Raw genomic sequence first — 21,064 nt, forward strand, 5'->3', positions numbered from 1 at the left:
GCGCTGTTGCAGGATGGAGAGTCGAGCGGGTGCCGTCCGGTGCCCACAGCCGAGGCGGGAGGTCGGACGTGGCCGCTCGCCGACGTCCCCGGTCGGCCGTGCCCCGGCGCGTGGCGACGCTCTCGGTGCACACCAGCCCGCTGGACCAGCCCGGCGCCGGTGACGCCGGCGGCATGAACGTCTACATCGTCGAGGTCTCCCGCCGGCTGGCCGCCCGCGGCATCGAGGTCGACGTCTTCACCCGCGCCACCTCCAGCGACCTGCCGCCGGTGGTCGAGATGAGCCCGGGCGTCACCGTGCGGCACGTGAGCGCCGGTCCGTTCGAGGGCCTGGGCAAGGAGGACCTGCCCGGGCAGCTGTGCGCCTTCACCGCCGCGGTGCTGCGTGAGGAGGCCCAGCACGAGCCCGGCCACTACGACGTCGTCCACTCGCACTACTGGCTGTCCGGCCAGGTGGGGTGGCTGGCCCGCGACCGGTGGAGCGTCCCGCTCATCCACACCGCCCACACCCTGGCCAAGGTGAAGAACGCCGCGCTCGCCGCCGGCGATCGGCCCGAGCCGCAGGGCCGGGTGATCGGTGAGGAGCAGGTGGTCGCCGAGGCCGACCGGCTGATCGCCAACACCGACGACGAGGCCCACCAGCTGGTCGACCACTACGCCGCCGACCCGCGCCGCACCCTCGTCGTCCCGCCCGGCGTCGACCTCGACCGGTTCACCCCCGGCGACCGGACGGCGGCCCGCCGCGGGCTGGGCATCGCCGACGACGCCGTGGTGCTGCTGTTCGTGGGGCGCATCCAGCCGCTCAAGGCGCCCGACCTCCTGCTGGAGGCCGCCGCGCGGATGCTGGCCGACGACCCCGCGCTGCGCGACCGGCTGCAGGTGCACGTCATCGGCGCACCCAGCGGCTCCGGTCTGGAGGCGCCCCGCCAGCTCGAGCAGCTGGCCGCGCAGCTGGGCATCGCCGACCTGGTCCGCCTCCTGCCGCCCCAGCACGCCGAGCGGCTGGCCGAGCACTACCGGGCCGCCGACGTCGCCGTCGTCCCCAGCCACAACGAGTCCTTCGGGCTGGTGGCGCTGGAGGCGCAGGCCTGCGGCACTCCGGTGGTCGCCGCCGCGGTCGGCGGCCTGCGGACGGCGGTCCGCGACGGGGTCTCCGGGGTGCTCGTCGAGGGCCGTGACCCGGCCGACTACGCCGCCGCCATCCGGTCGGTCCTGGGCCGCCGCGAGCTGCTGTCGGCCGGTGCCCGCCGGCACGCCGGCGCCTTCTCCTGGGAGCGCACGGTGGACTCCCTGGTGGCGGCCTACACCGCCGCGGCCGAGGAGATGGCGGTCGCCGCGCGGCAGGTGGCGTCCGGCCCGGTGCTGCGCGCGGCCCGCGGTCTGGGGGCGGTGCGCGGCTTCGGCGCCCAGGTGGCCCGGTGAGCGGTGCAGGGGACGTCGCCGCGCTGGACGCGGTGATCGGGCGGACGCTGCAGGACGCCGAACTGGTCCACGAACACCCCGCACCGGGCCGCTGGCTGGTGGACCTCCCCGGCACCAAGAAGCTCAAGACCGTCTGCGGACTGATCGTCGGCGAGCACGCGCTGCGGGTGGAGGCGTTCGTCTGCCGCCAGCCCGACGAGAACCGCGAGCAGCTGTGGACCTACCTGCTGCAGCACAACGCCCGCATGTACGGCGTCGCCTACTCCGTCGACAGCGTCGGCGACGTCTACCTCACCGGCCGGCTGCCGCACGCGGCGGTGACCCCGGAGGAGCTCGACCGCATCCTCGGCGCGGTGCTCAGCTACGCCGACGACCACTTCAACACCATGTTGGAGATCGGCTTCGGCACCTCGATCCGCCGCGAGTGGGAGTGGCGGGTCAAGCGCGGGGAGTCCCTGCGCAACCTGGAGGCGTTCGCGGACTTCGCCGACCCGCAGCGACGGTCGCGTCCCGCGGCCGGCGCGGACACCGGAGCGTGACGGCGACCGACCGCACGGCGGTCCCGGCCGCGGACGACCGGCCCGGCTACGCGCGCCGCTGGTGGGTGCTGGCGACCATGACGGTCTGCCTGCTCGTGGTGATCATGGGCAACACGACGCTCAACGTCGCGATCCCCACCCTGCAGCGCGAGCTCGGCGCCACCCAGGGGCAGCTGCAGTGGGCGATCGACGCCTACATCCTGGTCTTCGCCGGCCTGCTGTTCTCCTGGGGCGTCCTCGGTGACCGGATCGGCCGCCGGACGGTGCTGCTGCTCGGGCTGTCGATCTACACCGCCGGCTCGCTGCTGGGCGCCTTCAGCGACAGCCCGGTCGAGCTGATCGTCTGGCGCGCGGTCATGGGCATCGGCGGGGCGGCGGTGCAGCCGGCCACCCTCGCCGTCATCACCAACGTCTTCCCGCCCGGCGAGCGCGGCCGCGCCATCGGCATCTGGGCAGGGGCGGCGGGCCTGGCGGTGGCCGGTGGCCCGCTGGCCAGCGGCGCGGTCCTGGAGCACTTCTGGTGGGGCGCGATCTTCCTCATCGCCGTCCCGGTCGCCGTCCTCGGGATCATCGCCACGCTGCTCGTCGTCCCGGAGTCGCGCGACCCGTCGCCGGGCCGGCTGGACGTCCCCGGCGTCCTGCTGTCGATCGCGGCGCTCGTCGGCCTGGTCTACGGGATCATCCACGGCGGCTCGGGTGCCGGCTGGACGTCGCCCGGCGTGCTCGTGCCGCTGCTGGGCGGCCTCGCGCTGCTCGTCGTCTTCGTGCTGCTGCAGCGACGCTCCACCCACCCGGCGCTGGACGTCTCGCTGTTCCGCAACCCGGCGTTCTCCGCCGCCGCCGCCGCGCTGGGCCTGAACTTCTTCGCCCTCATGGGCGCGACGTTCTACCTCGTCTACTACCTGCAGGGCGTGCGCGGCTACGGGCCGCTGGCCAGCGGTGCCGCGCTGATCCCCATGGCGCTGGGCATGGCGGTCATGGCGCCGGTGACCTCGCGGATCGCGGAGCGGCTCGGCGCCAAGCTCGTCGTCGCCGGCGGCTTCGCCCTGATCACGACCGCCGTCCTGGGGTTCCAGCTGCTCGACGGCGACTCGCCGCTGTGGCTGCTGCTGGTCGTCCTCTCGGTGCAGGGCCTCGGCATGGGCGCGGTGATGGCGCCCACGACCGAGTCGATCATGTCCGTCGTCCCGCGGCACAAGGCCGGGGCGGGCGCGGCGGTGAACAACTCCGTGCGCCAGGTGGGCGGCGCCCTGGGCGTGGCCATCCTCGGCTCGCTGCTGGCGGCGTCCTACGCCGCGAACCTCGGGGACGCCGTCGACGCGCTGCCCGCCGGCGCCCGGGCGGAGGCCAGCACCTCGCTGGTGGCCACCCTGGAGGCGGTCGAGGGCGCCCGCGCGACGGGGGACGCCGAGGTCGCGGCGGCCGCGGCCGGCGTCGTCGACCCCGCCCAGGCCGCCTTCGTCTCGGCCATGCACCTCACCGCGGTGGGCACGGCGGCGGCCACCCTGGTCGCCGCCGTCGTCGTCCTCGCCTGGCTGCCCGGCCGCCGGCGGGCGGCTCAGGACGCGGTGCCGGCCCACCAGTAGGTCGTCGAGCCGCGCGGCCGGTCGTCGCGGAAGCGGCGCATCGCCTCGGCCACCTCCGGCTCCCGCTCCACCGGCAGGCACAGCCGGCGCCGGGTGAAGGCCAGGACGACGTCGGCGGGCGCGTCCTGCCAGGGGTCCGGCCGGGACTCGGTGGCCGACTCCGCCGCGACGCCGAGCTCCGCCAGCACCTCTCCGAACAGCGCCGCGCTCGGGCCGGTGGGCCGGTCCTGACCGTGGAAGTGCCGCCACAGCGGCCCCATCGACGTCCAGGGGTGCACGTCGCCGAGCTCCAGCACCACCCGCCGGCGGGCGTGGCCGGTCAGCGCGGCCACGAACTCCTCGATGTCGGGCACGTTGTAGACGACGTCCGCGGCGACGACGACGTCGGCCACCGGCACCTCCCCGGCGACGTCGGGCCACGTGCCGCACCAGGTCCGCACCGGGGTGGCTCCGGCCGCCGCGCGGTAGCGGTCGAGCATCTCGGGGGAGGAGTCCACGGCGAGCAGCTCCGCGGCGCCCACGGGGATGCTGGCCCGGCCACCGCCGCAGCCGACGTCCAGCACGCTGGCCGGCGCGACCTCCCGGACGACGTCGACGGTGCGGCCGGGCCGGCGGTCGCTGCCGAACAGGCCGGGCGGGAAGCCGTAGGGCGACTCGGGGGCCGCGGCGAGGATCGCCGGGTCGATGGCCCACGCGGCCAGCTCCTCACGCCAACGCTGCACTGCGCTCATGCCGTGATCCTGCCCGGACCGGTCCCCGCGGCCGTTCTCAGCCGTTAGCGTGGCGACGGTGCAGGACGGGCCCGCGCAGCAGCGCTTCGTCCGCGCCCTCGTGGGCGTGGTGGCCGCCTCCGCGCTGGCCTACCCGATGCTGCTGTGCGCGGTGCAGCTGGCCCTGGCCCAGCTGGTCGTCGTCGACGTCCCCGCGGTCGTGCTGTGGCTGGCCGTCGCGGTGACCTGCAGCGTCGCCGTGGTGGCAGCCCTGCGCTGGGGTGCCTCGCGCCCGGTGCGCAGCCCGTGGCTGCTGGCCGGCCTGCTGCCGCCGGGGGTCTTCGAGCTGTGGGTGGTGTGGCCGCTGCTCACCACCTGAGCCACGACCCCCGGACGTCGGGCAGGATGGCCGTGTGACGAGGACACCCCCCGGGACGCTGGTGCTGCTCCGCCACGGCGAGAGCGAGTGGAACAAGGCCAACCTGTTCACCGGCTGGGTGGACGTGCCGCTGTCGGAGAAGGGCCGCGTCGAGGCCGCCCGCGGCGGGGAGCTGCTGGCCGAGCACGACCTCCTGCCGGAGGTCGCGCACACGTCCGTGCTCAAGCGGGCCATCACCACCGCCGAGCTGGCGCTGGCCGCGGCCGACCGGCAGTGGATCCCGGTCAAGCGCTCGTGGCGGCTCAACGAGCGGCACTACGGCGCGCTGCAGGGCAAGGACAAGGCCGCCACCCTCGCCGAGTACGGCGAGGAGCAGTTCACCGTGTGGCGCCGCTCGTACAGCACCCCGCCGCCGCCCATCGAGTCGGGCAGCGAGTACGCCCAGGACGGCGACCCGCGCTACGCGATGCTGCCGCCGGAGGTGCGCCCGGCCACCGAGTGCCTGGCCGACGTCGTCGTCCGGATGCTGCCGTACTGGTACGACGCGATCGTCCCGGACCTGCGGGCCGGGCTCACCGTGCTCGTCGCGGCGCACGGCAACAGCCTGCGGGCGCTGGTGAAGCACCTGGACGGGATGGGGGAGGACGAGGTCGTCGGCCTCAACATCCCCACCGGGGTCCCGCTGCGCTACGACCTGGACGACGAGCTGCGCCCGGTCAAGCCCGGTGGCGAGTACCTCGACCCGGAGGCGGCGGCCGCCGCGATCGAGGCGGTCAAGAACCAGGGCAAGAAGTAGGACCATGACACGGCAGCGGCCCCCTCTCCCGACGCGAGAGGGGGCCGCTGCCGTGTCCCCCGGGCTCAGCCCGCGGCGCTGATCCGCCGCTCGCCGGTGACGAGGTAGACCACGCGGCGGGCGACGCTCACCGCGTGGTCGGCGAAGCGCTCGTAGTAGCGGCCCAGCAGGGTGATGTCGATGGCGGTCTCGACGCCGTGCGGCCAGTCGTCGGAGAGCACCTCGCGGAACAGCTCCCGGTGCAGGCGGTCCATCACGTCGTCGTCGTCCTCGAGCTCGAGCGCGGCCTCGACGTCCTGCTTCGCGATGACGGTGCCGGCCTTGGCGACCAGGCTCTCGGCGACGTGTCCGGCCTGCAGGAACACCGGCCGCACCTCCTGGGGCACCGCCGACTCGGGGAAGCGCATCCGCGCGACCTTGGCGATGTGCTCGGCGAGGTCGCCCATGCGCTCGAAGTCGCTGGCGATGCGCATGGCGGTGATCACCGTGCGCAGCTCGGTGGCCACCGGCGCCTGGCGGGCCAGCAGCGTGAAGCAGCGCTGCTCGATGCTCTCCCGGGTGTTGTCGAGCGCGTCGTCGGCAGCGATGACCAGGTCGGCGAGGGTGACGTCGGCGTCGAGCAGGGCGGTGGTCGCCTTGGCCAGCTGTGAGCCCACCGAGTTGGCCATGTCCACCAGGCAGCCCCGGATGTCGTCGAGCTCCTCGCGGTAGTTGTCGCGCACCGTCGTCCTCCTCGCCGGCCGGTGAGGGCCGTGTCCGCAGCGCCGGGCCGGCGTCTGCTCGCAGCCCTGGCGCGTCCGGGATCGAGAGTAGGTCGGGATGGGGACCCCATCCGGCCTCCGGGGTGAACGGGTGGGCACGGGAACGTGAACATCGCCGGTACGGCTCCGCGCCGCCACTCCGACGGGGGATGACCGGAGGTCCGGGCCGCCTAGCATCGGCTGTGGGAGCGGGCTCGCGAGCGGTGCGGCCGCACGCGGCGGCGAGGAGGAAACGTGAGTCCCACGGTCGCCCTCGTGGTCGGCCTCGTCATCGGTGGCGCCCTGGTCGCCACCGTCCTGCTGCGCTACAACCGCGCCGACCTCGACCGCTCGCCGCCGCCGCCGGCACCGCCGCTGTCGGAGACCATCCTGGCCCGCCGGCTGGTCGACCTCATGGACCCGGCGGTCGTGTTCCTCGACGCCGACGACGTCGTCCTGCTGGCCAACCCGCCGGCCCGCGCCCTGGGCATCGTCCGCGACACCCGGCTGCTGGTGCCCGAGCTGCTGGTGCTGGCCAACGAGGTCCGGACCGGCAGCCGCCGCCGGATCGAGGTGGACCTGCCCGGCGAGCTGGTCGGCGGCGGCCCGCGGCAGGTGGGGGTGCACGGCATCCGCCTGGAGACCGGCGCCCTGCCGGGGCCGGTGGCCCTCGTGCTGATGGACGTCACCGAGGCGCGGCGGGTGGAGGCGGTCCGGCGGGACTTCGTCGCCAACGTCGGCCACGAGCTGAAGACGCCGGTCGGCGCGCTGCGGCTGCTGGCCGAGGCCGTGGAGGACGCCGCGGACGACCCCGACACCGTGCGCCGGTTCTCCGCCCGCATGACCCACGAGGCCGAGCGGCTGTCCCGGCTGGTCCGGGAGCTCATCGACCTGTCCCGGCTGCAGGGCGGCGAGCCGCTGCCCGAGCTGGAGCCGGTGGAGGTCGACCGGGTCGTCGCCGAGGCGGTGGACCGCACGGGCCTCGCGGCGTCGGCCAAGCAGATCACCATCGCCTCCGGCGGTCAGCACGGCCTGGTGGTCCGCGGCGTCGAGGCGCAGCTGGCCACCGCGGTGACCAACCTGCTGGCCAACGCCGTCGCCTACAGCCCGGAGGGCACCCGCATCGCGGTCGGCGCTCGCGGCCGGTCCGGCTTCGCGGAGATCACCGTGACCGACAGCGGCATCGGCATCCCGAGGGAGGACCGGTCGCGGGTCTTCGAGCGCTTCTACCGCGTCGACCAGTCGCGGGCCTCGGCCACCGGTGGCACCGGCCTCGGGCTGGCCATCGTCAAGCACGTGGCCAGCAACCACGGCGGCTCGGTCAGCGTGTGGAGCGAGGAGGGGCTCGGCTCGACGTTCACGCTCCGGATCCCGCTCGCGCGGCCCACGGGCCCCGAGCCGGCCGCCGCCCCCGCCGGCCCCAGGTCCTCCCGCACCGGCGACGCGGTCGCCGGCCCCCAGCCCACCGGCGGCACCGTCGCCGGTCCCGATGCCGGCGACGTGGTCGCCGGTGACGCCCCGAAGGGACGGTCATGACGCGAGTGCTCGTGGTGGAGGACGAGGAGTCCTTCTCCGACGCGCTGTCCTACATGCTGCGGCGGGAGGGCTACGACGCCGTCGTCGCCCCCACCGGGCCGGAGGCGCTGGCGGAGTTCGACCGCGGCGGCGCGGACATCGTGTTGCTCGACCTCATGCTCCCCGGCCTGCCCGGCACCGAGGTGTGCCGCTTGCTGCGGGCGCGCAGCAGCGTGCCGATCATCATGCTCACCGCCAAGGACTCCGAGGTCGACAAGGTCGTGGGCCTGGAACTCGGCGCCGACGACTACGTCACCAAGCCGTACTCCGCCCGCGAGCTGGTCGCCCGGATCCGGGCCGTGCTGCGCCGCCACGGCGACGCCGACCCCCCCGTCGACGGCGCCCTGGAGGCCGGTCCGGTCCGCATGGACGTCGAGCGGCACGTCGTCTCCGTGGACGGCGAACAGGTCGCGCTGCCGCTGAAGGAGTTCGACCTGCTGGAGCTGCTGCTGCGCAACGCGGGGCGCGTGCTCACCCGGGTCCAGCTCATCGACCGGGTGTGGGGCTCGGACTACGTGGGTGACACCAAGACCCTCGACGTCCACGTGAAGCGGCTGCGGGCCAAGATCGAGCCCGACCCCGCCAACCCCAAGTACCTGGTGACCGTCCGGGGCCTCGGCTACAAGTTCGAGGCCTGAGGCCTCGGCCGGGCGGGGCTCACTGGCCCCGCCCGGTCTCCTCCTGCAGCTCGTCGATCTTGCGCGAGGCGTCGGCCTTGGTGATGTCCTCGGGGACCTCCTCGCCGGCCTCGCGCGCGAGCGTGTTCAGGTAGCTCTTCTGCGCGCCGGTGGCCGGCTCGTCGCCGGTCACCCACTCCGACGGGTCCTTCTCCGTGCTGCGGTCGGGGTTCGCGGTGGATTCGCTCATGTGTTCGAGCGTAGGGCCACCCGTACCGGTCCGCAGGTCGAGCGGTCAGGTGCGGGCCAGCTCCCGGGCCGGGGTGGCCGGCGCACCGGCCCGCTCCTCGCGGACGGCGTCCCACCGGCGGCCGGTGCGGTAGACGTGCACCGTCCCGCAGGAGGGGCACTCGACGTGCATGGCGATGTGCGTCGGGTGGTTGACCACCGAGCGGATGCGCCGGTCCGCGACCAGCTCGTCGGTGGAGGTGACGGGGCAGGTAATCAGGAACATGGGACGAGCGTGCTCCCGGCCACACCGCCGGACGAGTGGCAGGACTGACCGCAATCGCAAGTTCTCTGCCATCATGGCGGCATGGCAGGAAGCGACCGTCCCCTCGTCGTGAGCACCGTCGTCGCCGACGGTCTCGTGGGCAGCTTCGGGCTCGGCGTCGCCGCCGAGGTGTTCGGCTACGACCGCCGCGAGATGGGCCTGCCCCGCTTCGACTTCGGCCTGGTCACCGAGCAGCCGGGCGTCGTCCGCACCGACACCGGCATCCCGATCACCGTCGAGCACGGCCTCGAGCGGCTGGCCGCCTCCGACATCGTGACGATCACCGCGTGGGAGCTGTTCAGCCGCGTGCCCACGCCGCAGCTGCTCGACGCCTTCCGCGCCGCGCACGCCAACGGCGCGCTGATCGTCAGCCAGTGCACCGGGGCGTTCGTGCTGGCCGCGGCCGGGCTGCTCGACGGGCAGCGGGCCACCACGCACTGGAAGTACGCCGGCGAGCTCGCCGCGCGCTACCCGGCGGTGCAGGTCGACCCGATGGTGCTCTACGTCGACAACGGCCAGATCATCACCGGGGCGGGCACCGCGGCCGGGGTGGACACCCTGCTGCACGTCGTCCGCCGGGAGTGGGGCGCGGCCGCGGCCAACGCGCTGGCCCGCGAGATGGTGGTCCCGCCGCACCGCGACGGCGGGCAGGCGCAGTTCATCGACGCCCCCGTCCCCGCGTGCGAGGACGACCTGCTCGGTGCCGTCCTGGAGTGGGCGTCGGCGCACCTCGCCGAGGAGATCAGCGTCGAGGTGCTGGCGCGGCGGGCACTGATGAGCCCGCGCAGCTTCGCCCGCCGCTTCAAGGCCACCACCGGCACCACCCCGCACGCCTGGCTGCTCGGCCAGCGGCTGGCCGCCGCGGAGGAGCTGCTGGAGAACAGCGACGCCCCGGTCGAGGAGATCGCCCGGCTGGTCGGCTTCGGCACCGCCGCGGGGCTGCGCGAGCAGTTCGGCCGCCGCCGGGGCGTCTCACCGCGGGCCTACCGGCAGACCTTCCGGGCCGCGGCCCTCGTGGGGGACGACGACCGCGCCGCCTGAGGACCCGTCTCCCCCGCCACTCGCGAGCTCCCGGCGGGCCCCTGCACGGGGCCGCACCCCACCCGAGGCGTGAGAGCGTCGCGTGCGCTCAGGCGCCGGGGATGGGGCGGGCGACGCCGACCAGCGAGTCCAGGCGGGTGGCGTTGGCGGGGGCCAGCGGGCTGCGGATCACCTCGGTGAGCGCGAACCCCGCCCGGGCCAGGAGCAGTGCGTGCGTGCGCGGGGTGAAGTGCCAGATGTGCTCGGTCGGCTTGAGCGTCCACCAACGGGTGCCCAGCAGCCGGGCCGGCAGGGACGAGTAGTACGGCGTGGAGAACAGGACGACGCCGTCGTCGGCCACCAGCGAGCGCGTCGTCCGCCAGAAGGCCAGCGGGTCGGGCACGTGCTCGACGGTGTCCCAGGCGCACACGACGTCGAACCCGGGGGTCAGCGGGGCGTCCTCGACCTGACCGCAGAACACGTCGAGCCCGAGGGTGTCGCGGGCGTGCGCCGCGCCGGTGCGGGAGAGCTCCACGCCTGCCGTGCGCCAGCCCGCGTCGCGCGCCGCGGCCAGGAACAGGCCGTAGCCCGCGCCGACCTCCAGCAGCCGGCCGCCGGTGGAGGCGCCGCCGTGCTCGCGCTCGATGAGCCGCAGCCGGCCCGCGGTCCAGGCGCGCTGCAGCAGCATGGCGGGGGAGAAGCGCCCGGCGTCGGCGCCGTCGTCGCCGGTGAGCGCGCTGCCGTAGACCCCGCCCTCGAAGTAGCCGGCGTCGTCGTAGAGCCGCTGCAGGGCCTCCGGGCGCAGCCGCGGGCTGATGAACACCAGCGCGCACTGCGGGCAGCGCACCACGCCGAACGGCGCGACGTCGTGGACCAGCGTGCCGGGCACTCCGCACAGACAGCAGACGACGTCCTCGGTGTCCTGCGCCGTCCACGTCGCCAGCTCACTCACCGGGTCAGCCTACGGAGCCCTCCGCCGGGCCCGGGGAGGCGGGAGCCGCCGCGCCGACGGGCGGGTCGGCCGCACCGGAGCCGCCCTCGGCGGCGGCCGGGTAGCGCAGCGCGAGCAGCGAGGCGACCCGCTCCCGGACCGCCGCCGACACCAGGCTGCCGTCCTCGCCGGGCGCGAGCAGCTCACCGGGGACGACGACGTAGCGGTCGGGCGCGGCGTCGGCCAGGGCCAGGAACGCCCGGCGCACCGCCTCCGGGTCGGCGCCGTCGGGTGCCGAGGTGACCGGGGCGTCCACGACCACGGTCAGGTCCGGCAGGAGCCCGCGGGTGGCCCACAGCGAGGTGCGGAAGATGCGGTCGCCGTCGAGCCCCTGCCCGGCGCCGTGGAAGGCGACGGAGGTGTCCACGTAGTGGGTGTTCACCACCACCTGGTTGCGCTCCAGGGCCGGCCGGATCACCGTCGCCACGTGCTGGGCGCGGTCGGCCGCCGCCAGCAGTGCCGCCGTGTGCGGGCCGACCGCGCGGTCGTCGTCGTCCGGGACGGGCTCGGTGGGCGGGAACCCGGTGCCGGTGCCCGGGCCCGGCGGGAACAGCACGCCGCGCACCTTGCGGCCCAGCTGGGTGTCGCTCGGCTCGGAGGTGACCAGCACCGGGCGGCCGTTCTCGCGCAGCACCGCGGCGAGGTCCCCGGCGTACCGGTGGGTGAGGTCGCGGTCGGCGCCCTCGACCACCACGAAGAGCCCGACGCTGCTGGCCGAGGCCGACAGCAGGTCCGACCGGCCCCACAGCAGCCGCAGCACGTCGCGGAACCGCGTGCGGGAGCGGCCGGGCGAGACCTGCCGGGTGGCGTACGCGCTCACCAGGAGCGCGATCAGGCCGCCGACCATCAGGGTGAGCCCGGGGCCGGTGGGGCTGAACACCAGGCCACCGAGGCGGACGTCGTGGCTGCCCAGCAGCCCCGCCAGACCCGGGCCGACCGCCACGGCCAGCAGCAGGACGATGCGGACCGAGGAGACGAGGAAGGCGTAGACGCGGCCGCGCAGCCGGTCCTCGACCTCGAAGCCGATCAGCGTGTAGCCGATGATCCAGCTGACGCCGGCGAACAGGCCGACCAGGAAGGCCACGCCGGTGGCCAGCACGAACTCCCGCAGCACCGACATCGCCAGCAGCGCCAGCCCGGCCAGGCCGATCGACCGGGCGAACAGGACCCGGCGCGGCACCGTGGGCAGGATGCGCGGCCCGGCCAGCATGCCGATCGCCAGGCCGGTGAACACCACGCCGAAGACGACGGAGTAGCCCGCCGTCCCCGCGTCCAGCGTGGCGACGTACAGCTGGGCGACGCCGATGATCAGCCCGCCGGCTCCGAAGGCCCCGATGACGCCGACGTAGAGCGCCCGCATCACCGGCTGCCCGCGCAGGAAGGACACGCCCTCCACCACGAGGGAGAAGACGTTGCGCTGCCCGCCGTCCCGGTCCACCGGCGTCCCGGGGATCAGCCTGCGGGACAGCAGCACGGTCAGGGAGCTGACGCCGAAGGTCGCGGCGTTGAAGACCAGTGCGACCACGATCGCGGTCCGGGCCTGGCTGCCCTCGCTCTCGCCGAGCAGGCGGCTGGCGGTCGACAGCAGCGCGAACACCAGCGCGGCCACCGGGACGGCGCCGTAGACGGAGAACAGCGAGATCTGGTTGGCCACGGCCAGCCGCTCGCGGGGCACGATCGCCATCCACATCGCCTGCTTGGCCGGGTTGGTGAACAACCCGACCGCCTCCACGAGGAACTGGGCCACGTAGAGCCAGGTCAGCTCGTAGGTGACGGCGATGGACAGGTAGAGCGCGAGCGCCAGCAGCTCGCCCACGATGACGGTGGTCCGCCGGTCCAGCCGGTCGGCAAGCGCCCCGGCGAGCGGGCCCAGCAGCAGGTCGGGGAGCAGGCGGGTGAGGATGACGCCGGAGATCGCCGCGCCCTGCACCGCCAGCGACTCCTCGCGGGTGAGCTGCTGCGCCATCGCCGTGGTCGCCAGCAGCCCCAGCCAGTCGCCGAGGCTGGAAAGGGTGATCGCCGCCCACAGGCGGCGGAAGACGGGGATGCGGACCAGGACGAGGAAGGCGTTGTCCGGGCGGACGGAGTCCGGCCCCACGGCCCCGCCGCGGAGCCGCTTCCCGGCCGCCGGAGGGCCCGCGGCCGCGCGCTCCTCGATCACAGTCCCCGCCGTCCGCTCGTCGACCCGTACCGGACGAGGGTAGTGGCGGGGCGCCGGAGGTCAGGCCTGCCGCACCCCGTCCGGGTGGTCCGCCCCGGGGCGGCGCCGGTGCAGCACGACGGGGACCGGTGCCGGGCTCGCCGGGTGCGGGGCGACCAGGCCGGCGTCCAGCCGGGCCTCGGTGAGCCGGCGCAGCTCCTCGTACGCGGGGCCGCCGAGGAGCGCGGTCAGCTCCACGGCGTAGGTGAGCACCAGCGGCTCGGGGGAGACGTGCGCGGCGGGGGAACCGGTGCACCACCAGTGCAGGTCGTGCCCGCCGGGGCCCCAGCCGCGCCGGTCGAACTCACCGATGCTGGAGACGAGGACCTTCGTGCCGTCGGGCCGCTCCACCTCCTCCTGCTCGCGGCGCACGGGCAGCTGCCAGCAGACGTCGGGCTTGGTGAGCAGCGGGTGCAGGTCCTCCCGGAGCGCCATGCGGTGCAGCGCGCAGCCGGTGCCACCGGGGAACCCCGGCCGGTTGAGGAACACGCAGGCGCCGTCGACGCGCCGGGTGCGCAGGGAGCGGACGCCGCCGTCCTCTGGGGCCTGCCCCTCCTCAGCCCAGTCCTCCTCGGTCCAGGCGCCGCGGCCGACGGGGGCGAGCTGCCAGTCCTCGTCGGTGAGGTCGGCGACGGCGGCGGTCACCCGGGCCAGGTCGTCCTCGTCGGTGAAGAAGGCGCCGTGGCTGCAGCAGCCGTCGTCCGGCCGGCCCTCGACCACCCCGGCGCAGCCGCGGCCGAACACGCACGTCCAGGCCGACGTCAGCCAGGTGAGGTCGGCGCGGACGACGTGGGCGGGGTCGGCGGGGTCGGGGAACTCGACCCACTCGCGGGTGAAGTCCAGCGGCACCTCGGGAGGGACGTCCTGCACCCGGCCAGCGTAGGAGCCGCGGCGCGGACGCCGGGCGCCGTCGCCGCGCAGGCCGCCCGGCGCCGACCGAGGGGCCGACTGCCGACCGGATCAGCCCGCCCGAGCCGCGACCGGCAGACTGACCGCATGCGGCTCGGGGTGCTGGACGTCGGATCGAACACCGTGCACCTGCTGGTGGTGGACGCGCACAGGGGCGCGCACCCGACCCCCATGCACGACGACCGCGAGGTCCTGCGCCTGGCCGAGCACGTCGGCCCCGACAACCTCCTGTCCAAGGAGGGGGAGAAGGCGCTGGTCAAGGCGGTGCGCAAGGCCTGCGACCAGGCCGAGGAGCGGGGCTGCGAGGAGCTCCTGGCGCTGGTGACCTCGGCGATCCGCGAGGCGGACAACGGCCTGGAGGTGCTGGCCCGGGTCCGGCAGCGGACCGGCGTGGACCTGCAGGTGACCAGCGGCGAGGAGGAGGCCCGGCTGACCTTCCTCGCCGTCCGCCGGTGGTTCGGGTGGAGCGCCGGCCGGCTGCTCGTGCTCGACATCGGAGGCGGGTCGCTGGAGCTGGCCAGCGGGTTCGACGAGGACCCCGACGTGGCACTGTCCCTGCCGCTGGGTGCCGGCCGCATGACCCGCCGCCACCTGCCCGAGGCGCGCACCGGCGGCCGCCCCGACCTGCGCGCCCTCGAGGAGCTCGACGCGTACGCCGCCGACCTGATCCGGCCCGCGGCCAAGAAACTGCTGGCCGGCGGCCCGCCGGACCTGGTGGCCGCGACCAGCAAGACGTTCCGCACGCTGGCCCGGCTGACCGGCGCGGCGCCGTACTCCGCCGGGCTGCGCGCGCCGCGGCAGCTCACCCTCGACGGGCTGGTCCAGCTGATCGGGTTCGTCTCCCGCATCGAGTCCGCGGCACTGGCCGAGCTGCAGGGCGTGTCCCCCGACCGCGCCCACCAGGTCCCCGCCGGTGCCGTCGTGGCGCGCGCGGCGATGCGGGCGCTCGACGTACCGTCCGTCCGGATCTGCCCGTGGGCACTGCGGGAGGGCGTCATCCTGCGGCGACTGGACTCCTTGGAGGAGCAGCTGTGACCACGTCCCCCGGGGACCGGGGCACCTCCCGCAGGGACCCGGAGACCGGTGGCCGGCCGCTGGCCGACATCCTCCGGGAGGCCGGGCTGGAGTCCCCGGCGCGGGGCCGGCGGCGCCGGGAGGACGACACCGACACCGGCGTCCGCCAGCGGGGGAGCGGAGGTGAGCGCCCCACCGACACCGGCCGGGGCGGTGAGCGCGCCCCCTTCGGCCGCCGCGCCGTCGACCGCACCGGCGACCTCGCCCGCCCGACGCCCACGCCCGACCGCCGGCGCGCCCGGCCGGAGCCCTCGACCGCGGCGATCCCGGGCCTGCGCCCGTCGCAGAAGCCCGGCGTGCCCGGTGCGGCGACGTCGGCCACCGGGTCACTGCGGGCCCAGAAGCCGGCCGACGCCGGGCCCTCAACGGGGCCGATCCCCGTCGTCCGGTCCGACGACGACGTCCCGCTGCTCGACGAGGAGGCCCTCGGCCCGCGCGAGGGGGCGATGGCCTGGCTGCGCTTCGCCGGCGAGCTCGTCGTCGCCCTCGCCGCCGGCGTCGGCATCTACTTCCTGTTCACCGTGCTGTGGGAGCTGCTGCCCTACCTCGCCGTCGTGCTCGCGCCGCTGGCCGTCGCCGCCCTCGTGGCCGGCGTGGCGGCGTGGCGGCAGCGGCAGGACAAGGAACCGGCCGGCTTCCGGCTGGTCGGCGTCCTGGTGTTCGCCGGGACGGTGCTGACCATCGCGCCGGCCGCCGGCCTGCTCTCCGGTAGCTGAGGAGCGCTCCCCAGCGGGGGCCTGCCTCAGTCGTCGTCGGCGTCCTCGTCGGGGCCGGCCGCGAACTGCTCGACCATCGCGGCGGTGAACGCGTCGAGGTCGTCGGGCTTACGGCTGGTCACCAGGTTGCCGTCGACGACGACCTCCTCGTCGACCCACTTCGCCCCGGCGTTGCGCAGGTCGGTCTGCAGGGAGGGCCACGAGGTCATCCGGCGGCCGCGGACGACGTCGGCCTCGGCCAGCACCCACGGAGCGTGGCAGATCGCCGCCACCGGCTTGCCCGACTCGAAGAAGGCCTTCACGAAGGCGACGGCGTCGGCGTCGGCACGGACGAAGTCCCCGTTGATGACACCGCCCGGCAGCACCAGCGCCGCGTACTCGTCGGGATCGGCGGAGCTCACGGCGACGTCGACCTTCTTGGTGTCGGCCTTGTCGATGTGGTCGTAGGCGGTGATCTCCCCGGCCTCGAGCGACACCAGCTCCGGCTCCGCTCCGGCCTCCTCCAGCGCCTGCCACGGCCGGTCCAGCTCGACCTGCTCCACGCCGTCGGTCGCGAGGACCGCCACCTTCATCCCGTCCAGTTCTCCTGCCATGCGGCCGCCGCTACCCCGGCCCCGACGGCGACACACGCGGCCGCACTACGTTCGGCACGTGAGCTCGCAGACCCCCTCGCCGGTGCGCCGCCTGCTGGGCCGGCGCCCGGACGCGCGTCCCGGAGCCGGCCGGCGGTCCGGGGACCCGGTGCCGACCGCGGCCGACCTGGTGGCGTCGGGGTTCGCGGTCGCCCTCGAGCACCGGCCCTCCGCCGACGCCGTCGACCCCGCCGCCGAGCTCCGGGAGCTCGCCGCGCGGGTGGCCGCCGCCGGGATCGCCGGCCGGTGCGAGTTCACCGTCCCGGTGGACCGGCTCGGCGCCGCGGACGCCGCCGCGGTGGCGGGCGCCGCCGCCGACGCGGGGCTCGGCGTGGCCCTGGCCGACGACACCGCAGCGGTGGACGCCCTGGCCGCGGACCTGCCGGCGCCGGTCGTGGTGGTCCCCGCGGACCGACCCGGCGCCGAGCAGCGCTGCCGCGACCTGGCCGGCGGGCGGGTCCGCCTGGTCGGCGGGCGGGGCGCCGCGGCCGACCTGGCCTTCGTGCGCTGCCTCAACGTGCTGATGGCGGGGCCCGGGCGCCCCGCGGTCGGCACTCCCGACCCGCGGCTGGTCGCCATCGCCGGCGAGCGGGCCGCCTGGAACGAGCGAACACCGGACAGCTGGGAGTACGTCATGCCGTGGAGAGTCCGCACCGAGCAGCAGCGCCGGCTGGTCGCCGGCGGGTACGGGGTGCGGGTCGCCGTCCCGTCGGGGGAGGCGGCCGCGGTCGCCACCCTGCGCCGGCTGGCGGGCCTGCGATGAGCGCGGGCGGGCGCGAGGGCCTGGCGATCATCGGCGGCGGCAAGATCGGGGAGGCGCTGCTGTCGGGCCTGGTCCGTCGCGGCGGGCCCGACGGCATCGTGGTCTGCGAGCGCAGCCCCGAGCGGGCCGCGGAGCTGACCGAGCGCTACGGCGTCCCGACCCTCGGGCTGAACGAGGCGGCGGCGCGGGCCCGGGTGCTGCTCCTGGCGGTCAAGCCGCAGGACATCGGCAGCCTCCTCGGACTCCTGGGCGACGCGGTCGACGCCGACCACCTGGTCGTCTCCGTCGCCGCCGGCGTCCCGACGTCCACGATCGAAGCGGCCCTGCCGGAGGGCGTGCCGGTGGTGCGGGTCATGCCGAACACGCCGGCCCTGGTCGACGAGGGCATGTGCGTGCTCTCGGCCGGTGCGCACGCCGACGAGGCGCACCTGGACGAGGCGGAGGCGCTCCTGGCCGCCGTCGGGCGGGTGTGCCGTGTGCCGGAGAGCCAGCAGGACGCCGTGACGGCGCTGTCCGGCAGCGGTCCGGCCTACTTCTTCTACCTGGTCGAGGCGATGATCGACGCCGGCATCCTGCTCGGCCTGCCGCGGACGCTGGCCGCGGACCTCATCGTGCAGACCGCCCTGGGCTCGGCGGTGATGCTGCGCGACTCCGGGGAGCACCCGGTGCAGCTGCGCGAGGCGGTCACGAGCCCCGGGGGGACGACGATCGCGGCGATCCGGGAGCTGGAGCGGCACGGGGTGCGCGCGGCGCTCATCGCGGCGATCGAGGCCGCGCACGCCCGCTCGGTCGAGCTCGGTCAGCGTGCAGAGGGTCGGTGACCATACCGCTCAGGGACGGCGATTTGTCGACGATCCGTGACCGGATGCGGACGTGTCGTCGACGACGCGCCCAGACACACGTCGACCTGGTGACATAGGTGTAGTTCTGCCCAGGACGGACCGGTCCGCATGTCCGTTTCTTCCATCGCTTCTGTCCCACCCATCCCCCTACTCTCTGTATCAGCACGTGCGTGTCCCGTAGTCGGTGGGGAAGCCGGCGCCCGACACGTGCTAGGTCCGGAGATGAAGTCATGACCATGCCTCAGCGCACCGCCACCGCCTACGCCCGTCCCGGCGTCCCGGCCCCGCGTCAGGTCGGCCGCCCGATGGCCGCCGCCCAGATGGCCCGCCCGATCGCCCCGGCGCACCCGGCCGCCATGCCCGTCGGCCGCCCGGCCGTCCCCGCGCCCCGCGCGTCGGTCACCTTCCTGACCGTGGCCGAGGTCGCCAGCATGATGCGGGTCTCCAAGATGACCGTGTACCGCCTGGTGCACGCCGGCGAGCTCTCCGCCGTCCGCGTCGGCCGGTCCTTCCGCGTCCCGGAGCGCGCCGTGCAGGACTACCTCCGCGACGCCTACACCGACATCGCCTGAGAGAGGACCTCCCTCCCGGGGAGGACCCGCTGTGCCGGCTCCGTTCCCGCGGCAGCGTCGCCGCGGGGGCGCCGGGTACGCTCGGGCGCCGGGCGACGCCGGGTCGATGCAGTACCGGCCGTCGCACACGAGCTGATCACCTCGCGCGGCGGCCGACGGGACCCTGGTCCCCTCTGGACGTCGCGCGGCGACGACACCAGGAGCACAGGGCATGGGTTCGGTCATCAAGAAGCGCCGCAAGCGGATGGCGAAGAAGAAGCACCGCAAGCTGCTGAAGAAGACCCGCGTCCAGCGACGCAACAAGAAGTGAGCTGACGCTCGTGCCGCCCGCGGTCGTCCTGGTCACCGGTGTGAGCCGGTGGCTCGGCGGTGCGCTGGCGGCCGAGCTCGCTCGCGACCGCTCCATCGGGCGCGTCATCGGGGTCGACACCGTCCCCCCGTCGACGGAGATGCTCCGGCAGCTCGGCCGCACCGAGTTCGTGCGTGCCGACATCCGAAACCCGCTGATCGGCAAGGTCATCGCGACGGCCTCGGTCGACACGGTCGTGCACATGAACATCAGCTCGACGCCGGCCGGCTCCGGCGGGCGGGGGCCGATGAAGGAGCTCAACGTCATCGGCACGATGCAGCTCCTGGCGGCCTGCCAGCGGGCGCCGTCCGTGAAACGGTTCGTGCTGAAGTCGACCAGCGCCGTCTACGGCGCCTCGTCGCGTGACCCCGCCGTCTTCACCGAGGCCATGCAGGCCCGGCGGGTCCCCTCGGGCGGGTTCGCCAAGGACAGCCTCGACATCGAGGGCTACGTCCGGTCCTTCGCCCGCCGCCGTCCCGACGTCGCGGTGGCCGCGCTGCGGTTCACGAACTTCATCGGCCCGCGCATCGACTCCCTGCTCACGCACTTCCTGCGCATGCCCCTGGTGCCCACGGCGCTGGGCTACGACGCGCGGGTGCAGCTGCTGCACGAGGACGACGCCCTGGCCGTGCTCGCCCGTGCCACGACCGGCGACTTCCACGGCACGGTCAACGTCGGCGGGGAGGGCACGCTGCTGCTGTCGCAGGCCATCCGCCGGCTGGGCCGCCTGCACCTGCCGCTGCCCTCGCCCACGCTCGGCTCGCTGGGCCGCCTCACCCGGCGGTTCGGGTTCGTCGACTACTCCCCGGAGCAGATGCGCTTCCTCAACTTCGGCCGGGTGGTCGACACGACCGTGCTGCGCGAGGAGTTCGGCTACACCCCGCGCTTCACGACGGCCGAGGCTCTCGCGGACTTCGCCAGCACGGTGCCGCCGGTGGTGCCGCCGGACCTCGTCGGCGGGCTGACCTCGCGGACCGAGGCCCTCGTGGACCGGGTGGGCGCGACGGCCGGCGCGGTCGGGCGGCGGCTGCGCCCGGTACCGGCCGCCCCAGGACTGCGGGCGGTGCGCGATGCCTGAGGCACGGGTCATCCCGCTGCGGCCCGAGGACGACGATCCGCACGTGTCGCGGTCGCCGTCCCCGACCTGGGAGGAGCAGGTCGCCGGCGGCCTGGAGTTCCTCCGCCGCCGGCTGACCGGCGACTACGAGACCGATGAGTTCGGCTTCGACCCCGACCTCACCGACCACGTGCTGCTGCCGCTGCTGCGCCCGCTGTTCTCCCGCTGGTTCCGGGTGGAGACCCACGGGGTGGAGAACGTGCCCGACACCGGCGGTGGGCTGGTGGTGGCCAACCACTCCGGGACGCTGCCGGTCGACGCGCTGATGACGACGGTGGCGCTGCACGACGACCACCCGGCGCGGCGCCGGCTGCGGCTGCTCGGTGCCGACCTGGTCTTCGAGATGCCCTTCGTCGGCACCGTGTCGCGCAAGATGGGCACCACGCTGGCCTGCAACGAGGACGCCGAGCGTCTGCTGACCGGCGGCGAGCTGGTCGGCGTCTTCCCGGAGGGCTTCAAGGGGATCGGCAAGCCGTTCCGGGAGCGGTACACCCTGCAGCGGTTCGGCCGGGGTGGTTTCGTCACGGCGGCACTGCGCACCGGCGCGCCGATCATCCCGTGCGCCATCGTCGGCGCCGAGGAGATCTACCCGATGCTCGGCAACGCCAAGACCGTCGCCCGGCTCCTCGGTCTGCCGTACTTCCCGATCACGCCGACCTTCCCGCTGCTCGGCCCGCTGGGGCTGCTGCCGCTGCCGTCGAAGTGGCTGATCGCCTTCGGGGAGCCGATCGAGACCGCCTCCTACGGCCCCGCGGCCGCCGAGGACCCGATGCTGGTGTTCAACCTGACCGACCAGGTGCGGGAGACCATCCAGCAGTCGATCTACCAGCTGCTGCTGCAGCGCAGGTCCGTCTTCGGCTGAGGCCGCCCGGCCCGGCCGCCGGGTGCACGGTCTGTGCACCCGTCGTCATCTGCCGGGAGTGGAGCCCACGATCTGTGCACAGATCGCGCGGGCGCCGCACG

The 21,064-nt window shown here is 74.9% G+C and carries 24 protein-coding genes; 16 read left to right on the plus strand and 8 right to left on the minus strand.

Features of this window, described 5'->3' with window-relative positions; translation table 11 throughout:
• Positions 1-110 precede the first annotated feature (110 nt).
• From mshA to ACI784_RS00330, 3 genes are read left to right on the plus strand one after another with little or no spacing between them, the layout of a single operon-like run.
• A complete protein-coding gene (mshA, locus tag ACI784_RS00320) occupies positions 111-1,421 on the plus strand; it encodes a D-inositol-3-phosphate glycosyltransferase (RefSeq protein ID WP_456925165.1) in 1,311 nt (436 codons plus the stop codon).
• Complete coding sequence (locus ACI784_RS00325) at positions 1,418-1,960, plus strand: YbjN domain-containing protein (protein ID WP_457012208.1); 543 nt, start codon at positions 1,418-1,420, stop codon at positions 1,958-1,960. The genes mshA and ACI784_RS00325 overlap by 4 nt, the downstream gene beginning before the upstream one ends.
• Positions 1,957-3,546 carry an MFS transporter gene (locus ACI784_RS00330; protein ID WP_457012209.1) on the plus strand — a complete coding sequence of 530 codons (1,590 nt, stop codon included), beginning with the start codon at positions 1,957-1,959 and terminating at the stop codon, positions 3,544-3,546. Before ACI784_RS00325 ends, ACI784_RS00330 begins: the two co-directional genes overlap by 4 nt.
• Here the strand turns inward: ACI784_RS00330 and ACI784_RS00335 are convergent.
• Entirely contained in the window at positions 3,519-4,277 is a 759-nt protein-coding gene (locus tag ACI784_RS00335; RefSeq protein WP_457012210.1) for a class I SAM-dependent methyltransferase, read from the minus strand. The two genes, ACI784_RS00330 and ACI784_RS00335, sit on opposite strands and share 28 nt — an antisense overlap.
• A 58-nt stretch (positions 4,278-4,335) precedes the next feature.
• On the opposite strand from ACI784_RS00335, the gene ACI784_RS00340 reads away from it, so the two are divergent.
• On the plus strand, positions 4,336-4,635 hold the full coding sequence (locus ACI784_RS00340; protein WP_456925169.1) for a hypothetical protein: 300 nt from the start codon (positions 4,336-4,338) through the stop codon (positions 4,633-4,635).
• 34 nt (positions 4,636-4,669) lie between these two features.
• Positions 4,670-5,431 (plus strand): phosphoglyceromutase, encoded by a 762-nt coding sequence (locus ACI784_RS00345; protein WP_456925170.1) that lies wholly within the window; start codon positions 4,670-4,672, stop codon positions 5,429-5,431.
• A gap of 65 nt (positions 5,432-5,496) precedes the next feature.
• Here ACI784_RS00345 and phoU read toward each other — a convergent pair whose 3' ends face one another.
• Positions 5,497-6,153, minus strand: a complete 657-nt coding sequence (gene phoU / locus ACI784_RS00350; RefSeq protein WP_456925171.1) for a phosphate signaling complex protein PhoU — start codon at positions 6,151-6,153, stop codon at positions 5,497-5,499.
• Positions 6,154-6,426: 273 nt separating this feature from the next.
• Between phoU and ACI784_RS00355 the strand changes: the two genes are divergently transcribed.
• Together ACI784_RS00355 and ACI784_RS00360 are read left to right on the plus strand one after the other, a co-directional pair.
• Positions 6,427-7,707, plus strand: coding sequence for a sensor histidine kinase (locus tag ACI784_RS00355; RefSeq protein ID WP_456925172.1), 1,281 nt, complete (start codon positions 6,427-6,429; stop codon positions 7,705-7,707).
• Positions 7,704-8,384: a winged helix-turn-helix domain-containing protein gene (locus tag ACI784_RS00360; RefSeq protein WP_456925173.1), complete on the plus strand. Its 681-nt coding sequence runs from the start codon at positions 7,704-7,706 to the stop codon at positions 8,382-8,384. The genes ACI784_RS00355 and ACI784_RS00360 overlap by 4 nt, the downstream gene beginning before the upstream one ends.
• A 19-nt stretch (positions 8,385-8,403) precedes the next feature.
• On the opposite strand, the gene ACI784_RS00365 is transcribed toward ACI784_RS00360, so the two are convergent.
• Positions 8,404-8,613 carry a DUF3072 domain-containing protein gene (locus tag ACI784_RS00365; RefSeq protein WP_457012211.1) on the minus strand — a complete coding sequence of 70 codons (210 nt, stop codon included), beginning with the start codon at positions 8,611-8,613 and terminating at the stop codon, positions 8,404-8,406.
• A 45-nt stretch (positions 8,614-8,658) separates the two neighbouring features.
• Positions 8,659-8,877 carry a hypothetical protein gene (locus tag ACI784_RS00370; protein ID WP_457012212.1) on the minus strand — a complete coding sequence of 73 codons (219 nt, stop codon included), beginning with the start codon at positions 8,875-8,877 and terminating at the stop codon, positions 8,659-8,661.
• An 81-nt stretch (positions 8,878-8,958) separates the two neighbouring features.
• Here ACI784_RS00370 and ACI784_RS00375 point away from each other — a divergent pair, with 81 nt between their 5' ends.
• Complete coding sequence (locus ACI784_RS00375) at positions 8,959-9,957, plus strand: helix-turn-helix domain-containing protein (RefSeq protein ID WP_456925176.1); 999 nt, start codon at positions 8,959-8,961, stop codon at positions 9,955-9,957.
• 88 nt (positions 9,958-10,045) lie between these two features.
• Here ACI784_RS00375 and ACI784_RS00380 read toward each other — a convergent pair whose 3' ends face one another.
• From ACI784_RS00380 to ACI784_RS00390, 3 genes are all read right to left on the minus strand, one after another.
• Positions 10,046-10,888 carry a class I SAM-dependent methyltransferase gene (locus ACI784_RS00380; protein WP_457012213.1) on the minus strand — a complete coding sequence of 281 codons (843 nt, stop codon included), beginning with the start codon at positions 10,886-10,888 and terminating at the stop codon, positions 10,046-10,048.
• A gap of 4 nt (positions 10,889-10,892) precedes the next feature.
• Complete coding sequence (locus ACI784_RS00385) at positions 10,893-13,025, minus strand: bifunctional MFS transporter/dTMP kinase (RefSeq protein ID WP_456925178.1); 2,133 nt, start codon at positions 13,023-13,025, stop codon at positions 10,893-10,895.
• A gap of 123 nt (positions 13,026-13,148) precedes the next feature.
• On the minus strand, positions 13,149-13,997 hold the full coding sequence (locus ACI784_RS00390; RefSeq protein ID WP_457012214.1) for a hypothetical protein: 849 nt from the start codon (positions 13,995-13,997) through the stop codon (positions 13,149-13,151).
• Positions 13,998-14,123: 126 nt separating this feature from the next.
• Here ACI784_RS00390 and ACI784_RS00395 point away from each other — a divergent pair, with 126 nt between their 5' ends.
• Together ACI784_RS00395 and ACI784_RS00400 are read left to right on the plus strand one after the other, a co-directional pair.
• Positions 14,124-15,071, plus strand: coding sequence for a Ppx/GppA phosphatase family protein (locus tag ACI784_RS00395; RefSeq protein WP_456925181.1), 948 nt, complete (start codon positions 14,124-14,126; stop codon positions 15,069-15,071).
• The gene (locus ACI784_RS00400) at positions 15,068-15,826 is read left to right on the plus strand and encodes a hypothetical protein (protein WP_457012215.1); all 759 of its coding nucleotides are present in this window, start codon (positions 15,068-15,070) and stop codon (positions 15,824-15,826) included. Before ACI784_RS00395 ends, ACI784_RS00400 begins: the two co-directional genes overlap by 4 nt.
• Positions 15,827-15,852: 26 nt before the next feature.
• Here ACI784_RS00400 and ACI784_RS00405 read toward each other — a convergent pair whose 3' ends face one another.
• Complete coding sequence (locus ACI784_RS00405; protein WP_456925183.1) at positions 15,853-16,419, minus strand: type 1 glutamine amidotransferase domain-containing protein; 567 nt, start codon at positions 16,417-16,419, stop codon at positions 15,853-15,855.
• 58 nt (positions 16,420-16,477) lie between these two features.
• On the opposite strand from ACI784_RS00405, the gene ACI784_RS00410 reads away from it, so the two are divergent.
• The 6 genes from ACI784_RS00410 (at position 16,478) to ACI784_RS00435 (ending at position 20,963) form a co-directional block, all read left to right on the plus strand.
• A complete protein-coding gene (locus tag ACI784_RS00410) occupies positions 16,478-17,221 on the plus strand; it encodes a hypothetical protein (protein ID WP_457012216.1) in 744 nt (247 codons plus the stop codon).
• Positions 17,218-18,042 carry a pyrroline-5-carboxylate reductase gene (gene proC, locus ACI784_RS00415; RefSeq protein WP_457012217.1) on the plus strand — a complete coding sequence of 275 codons (825 nt, stop codon included), beginning with the start codon at positions 17,218-17,220 and terminating at the stop codon, positions 18,040-18,042. The genes ACI784_RS00410 and proC overlap by 4 nt, the downstream gene beginning before the upstream one ends.
• A gap of 251 nt (positions 18,043-18,293) precedes the next feature.
• The gene (locus tag ACI784_RS00420) at positions 18,294-18,635 is read left to right on the plus strand and encodes a helix-turn-helix domain-containing protein (protein WP_456925186.1); all 342 of its coding nucleotides are present in this window, start codon (positions 18,294-18,296) and stop codon (positions 18,633-18,635) included.
• A gap of 211 nt (positions 18,636-18,846) precedes the next feature.
• Positions 18,847-18,945, plus strand: a complete 99-nt coding sequence (locus ACI784_RS00425; protein WP_012854759.1) for a 30S ribosomal protein bS22 — start codon at positions 18,847-18,849, stop codon at positions 18,943-18,945.
• A 10-nt stretch (positions 18,946-18,955) separates the two neighbouring features.
• The gene (locus ACI784_RS00430) at positions 18,956-20,062 is read left to right on the plus strand and encodes an NAD-dependent epimerase/dehydratase family protein (RefSeq protein WP_456925187.1); all 1,107 of its coding nucleotides are present in this window, start codon (positions 18,956-18,958) and stop codon (positions 20,060-20,062) included.
• Positions 20,055-20,963 (plus strand): lysophospholipid acyltransferase family protein, encoded by a 909-nt coding sequence (locus tag ACI784_RS00435; RefSeq protein WP_456925188.1) that lies wholly within the window; start codon positions 20,055-20,057, stop codon positions 20,961-20,963. Before ACI784_RS00430 ends, ACI784_RS00435 begins: the two co-directional genes overlap by 8 nt.
• Positions 20,964-21,064 lie beyond the last annotated feature (101 nt).

This window comes from Geodermatophilus sp. SYSU D01186 (assembly GCF_054050215.1).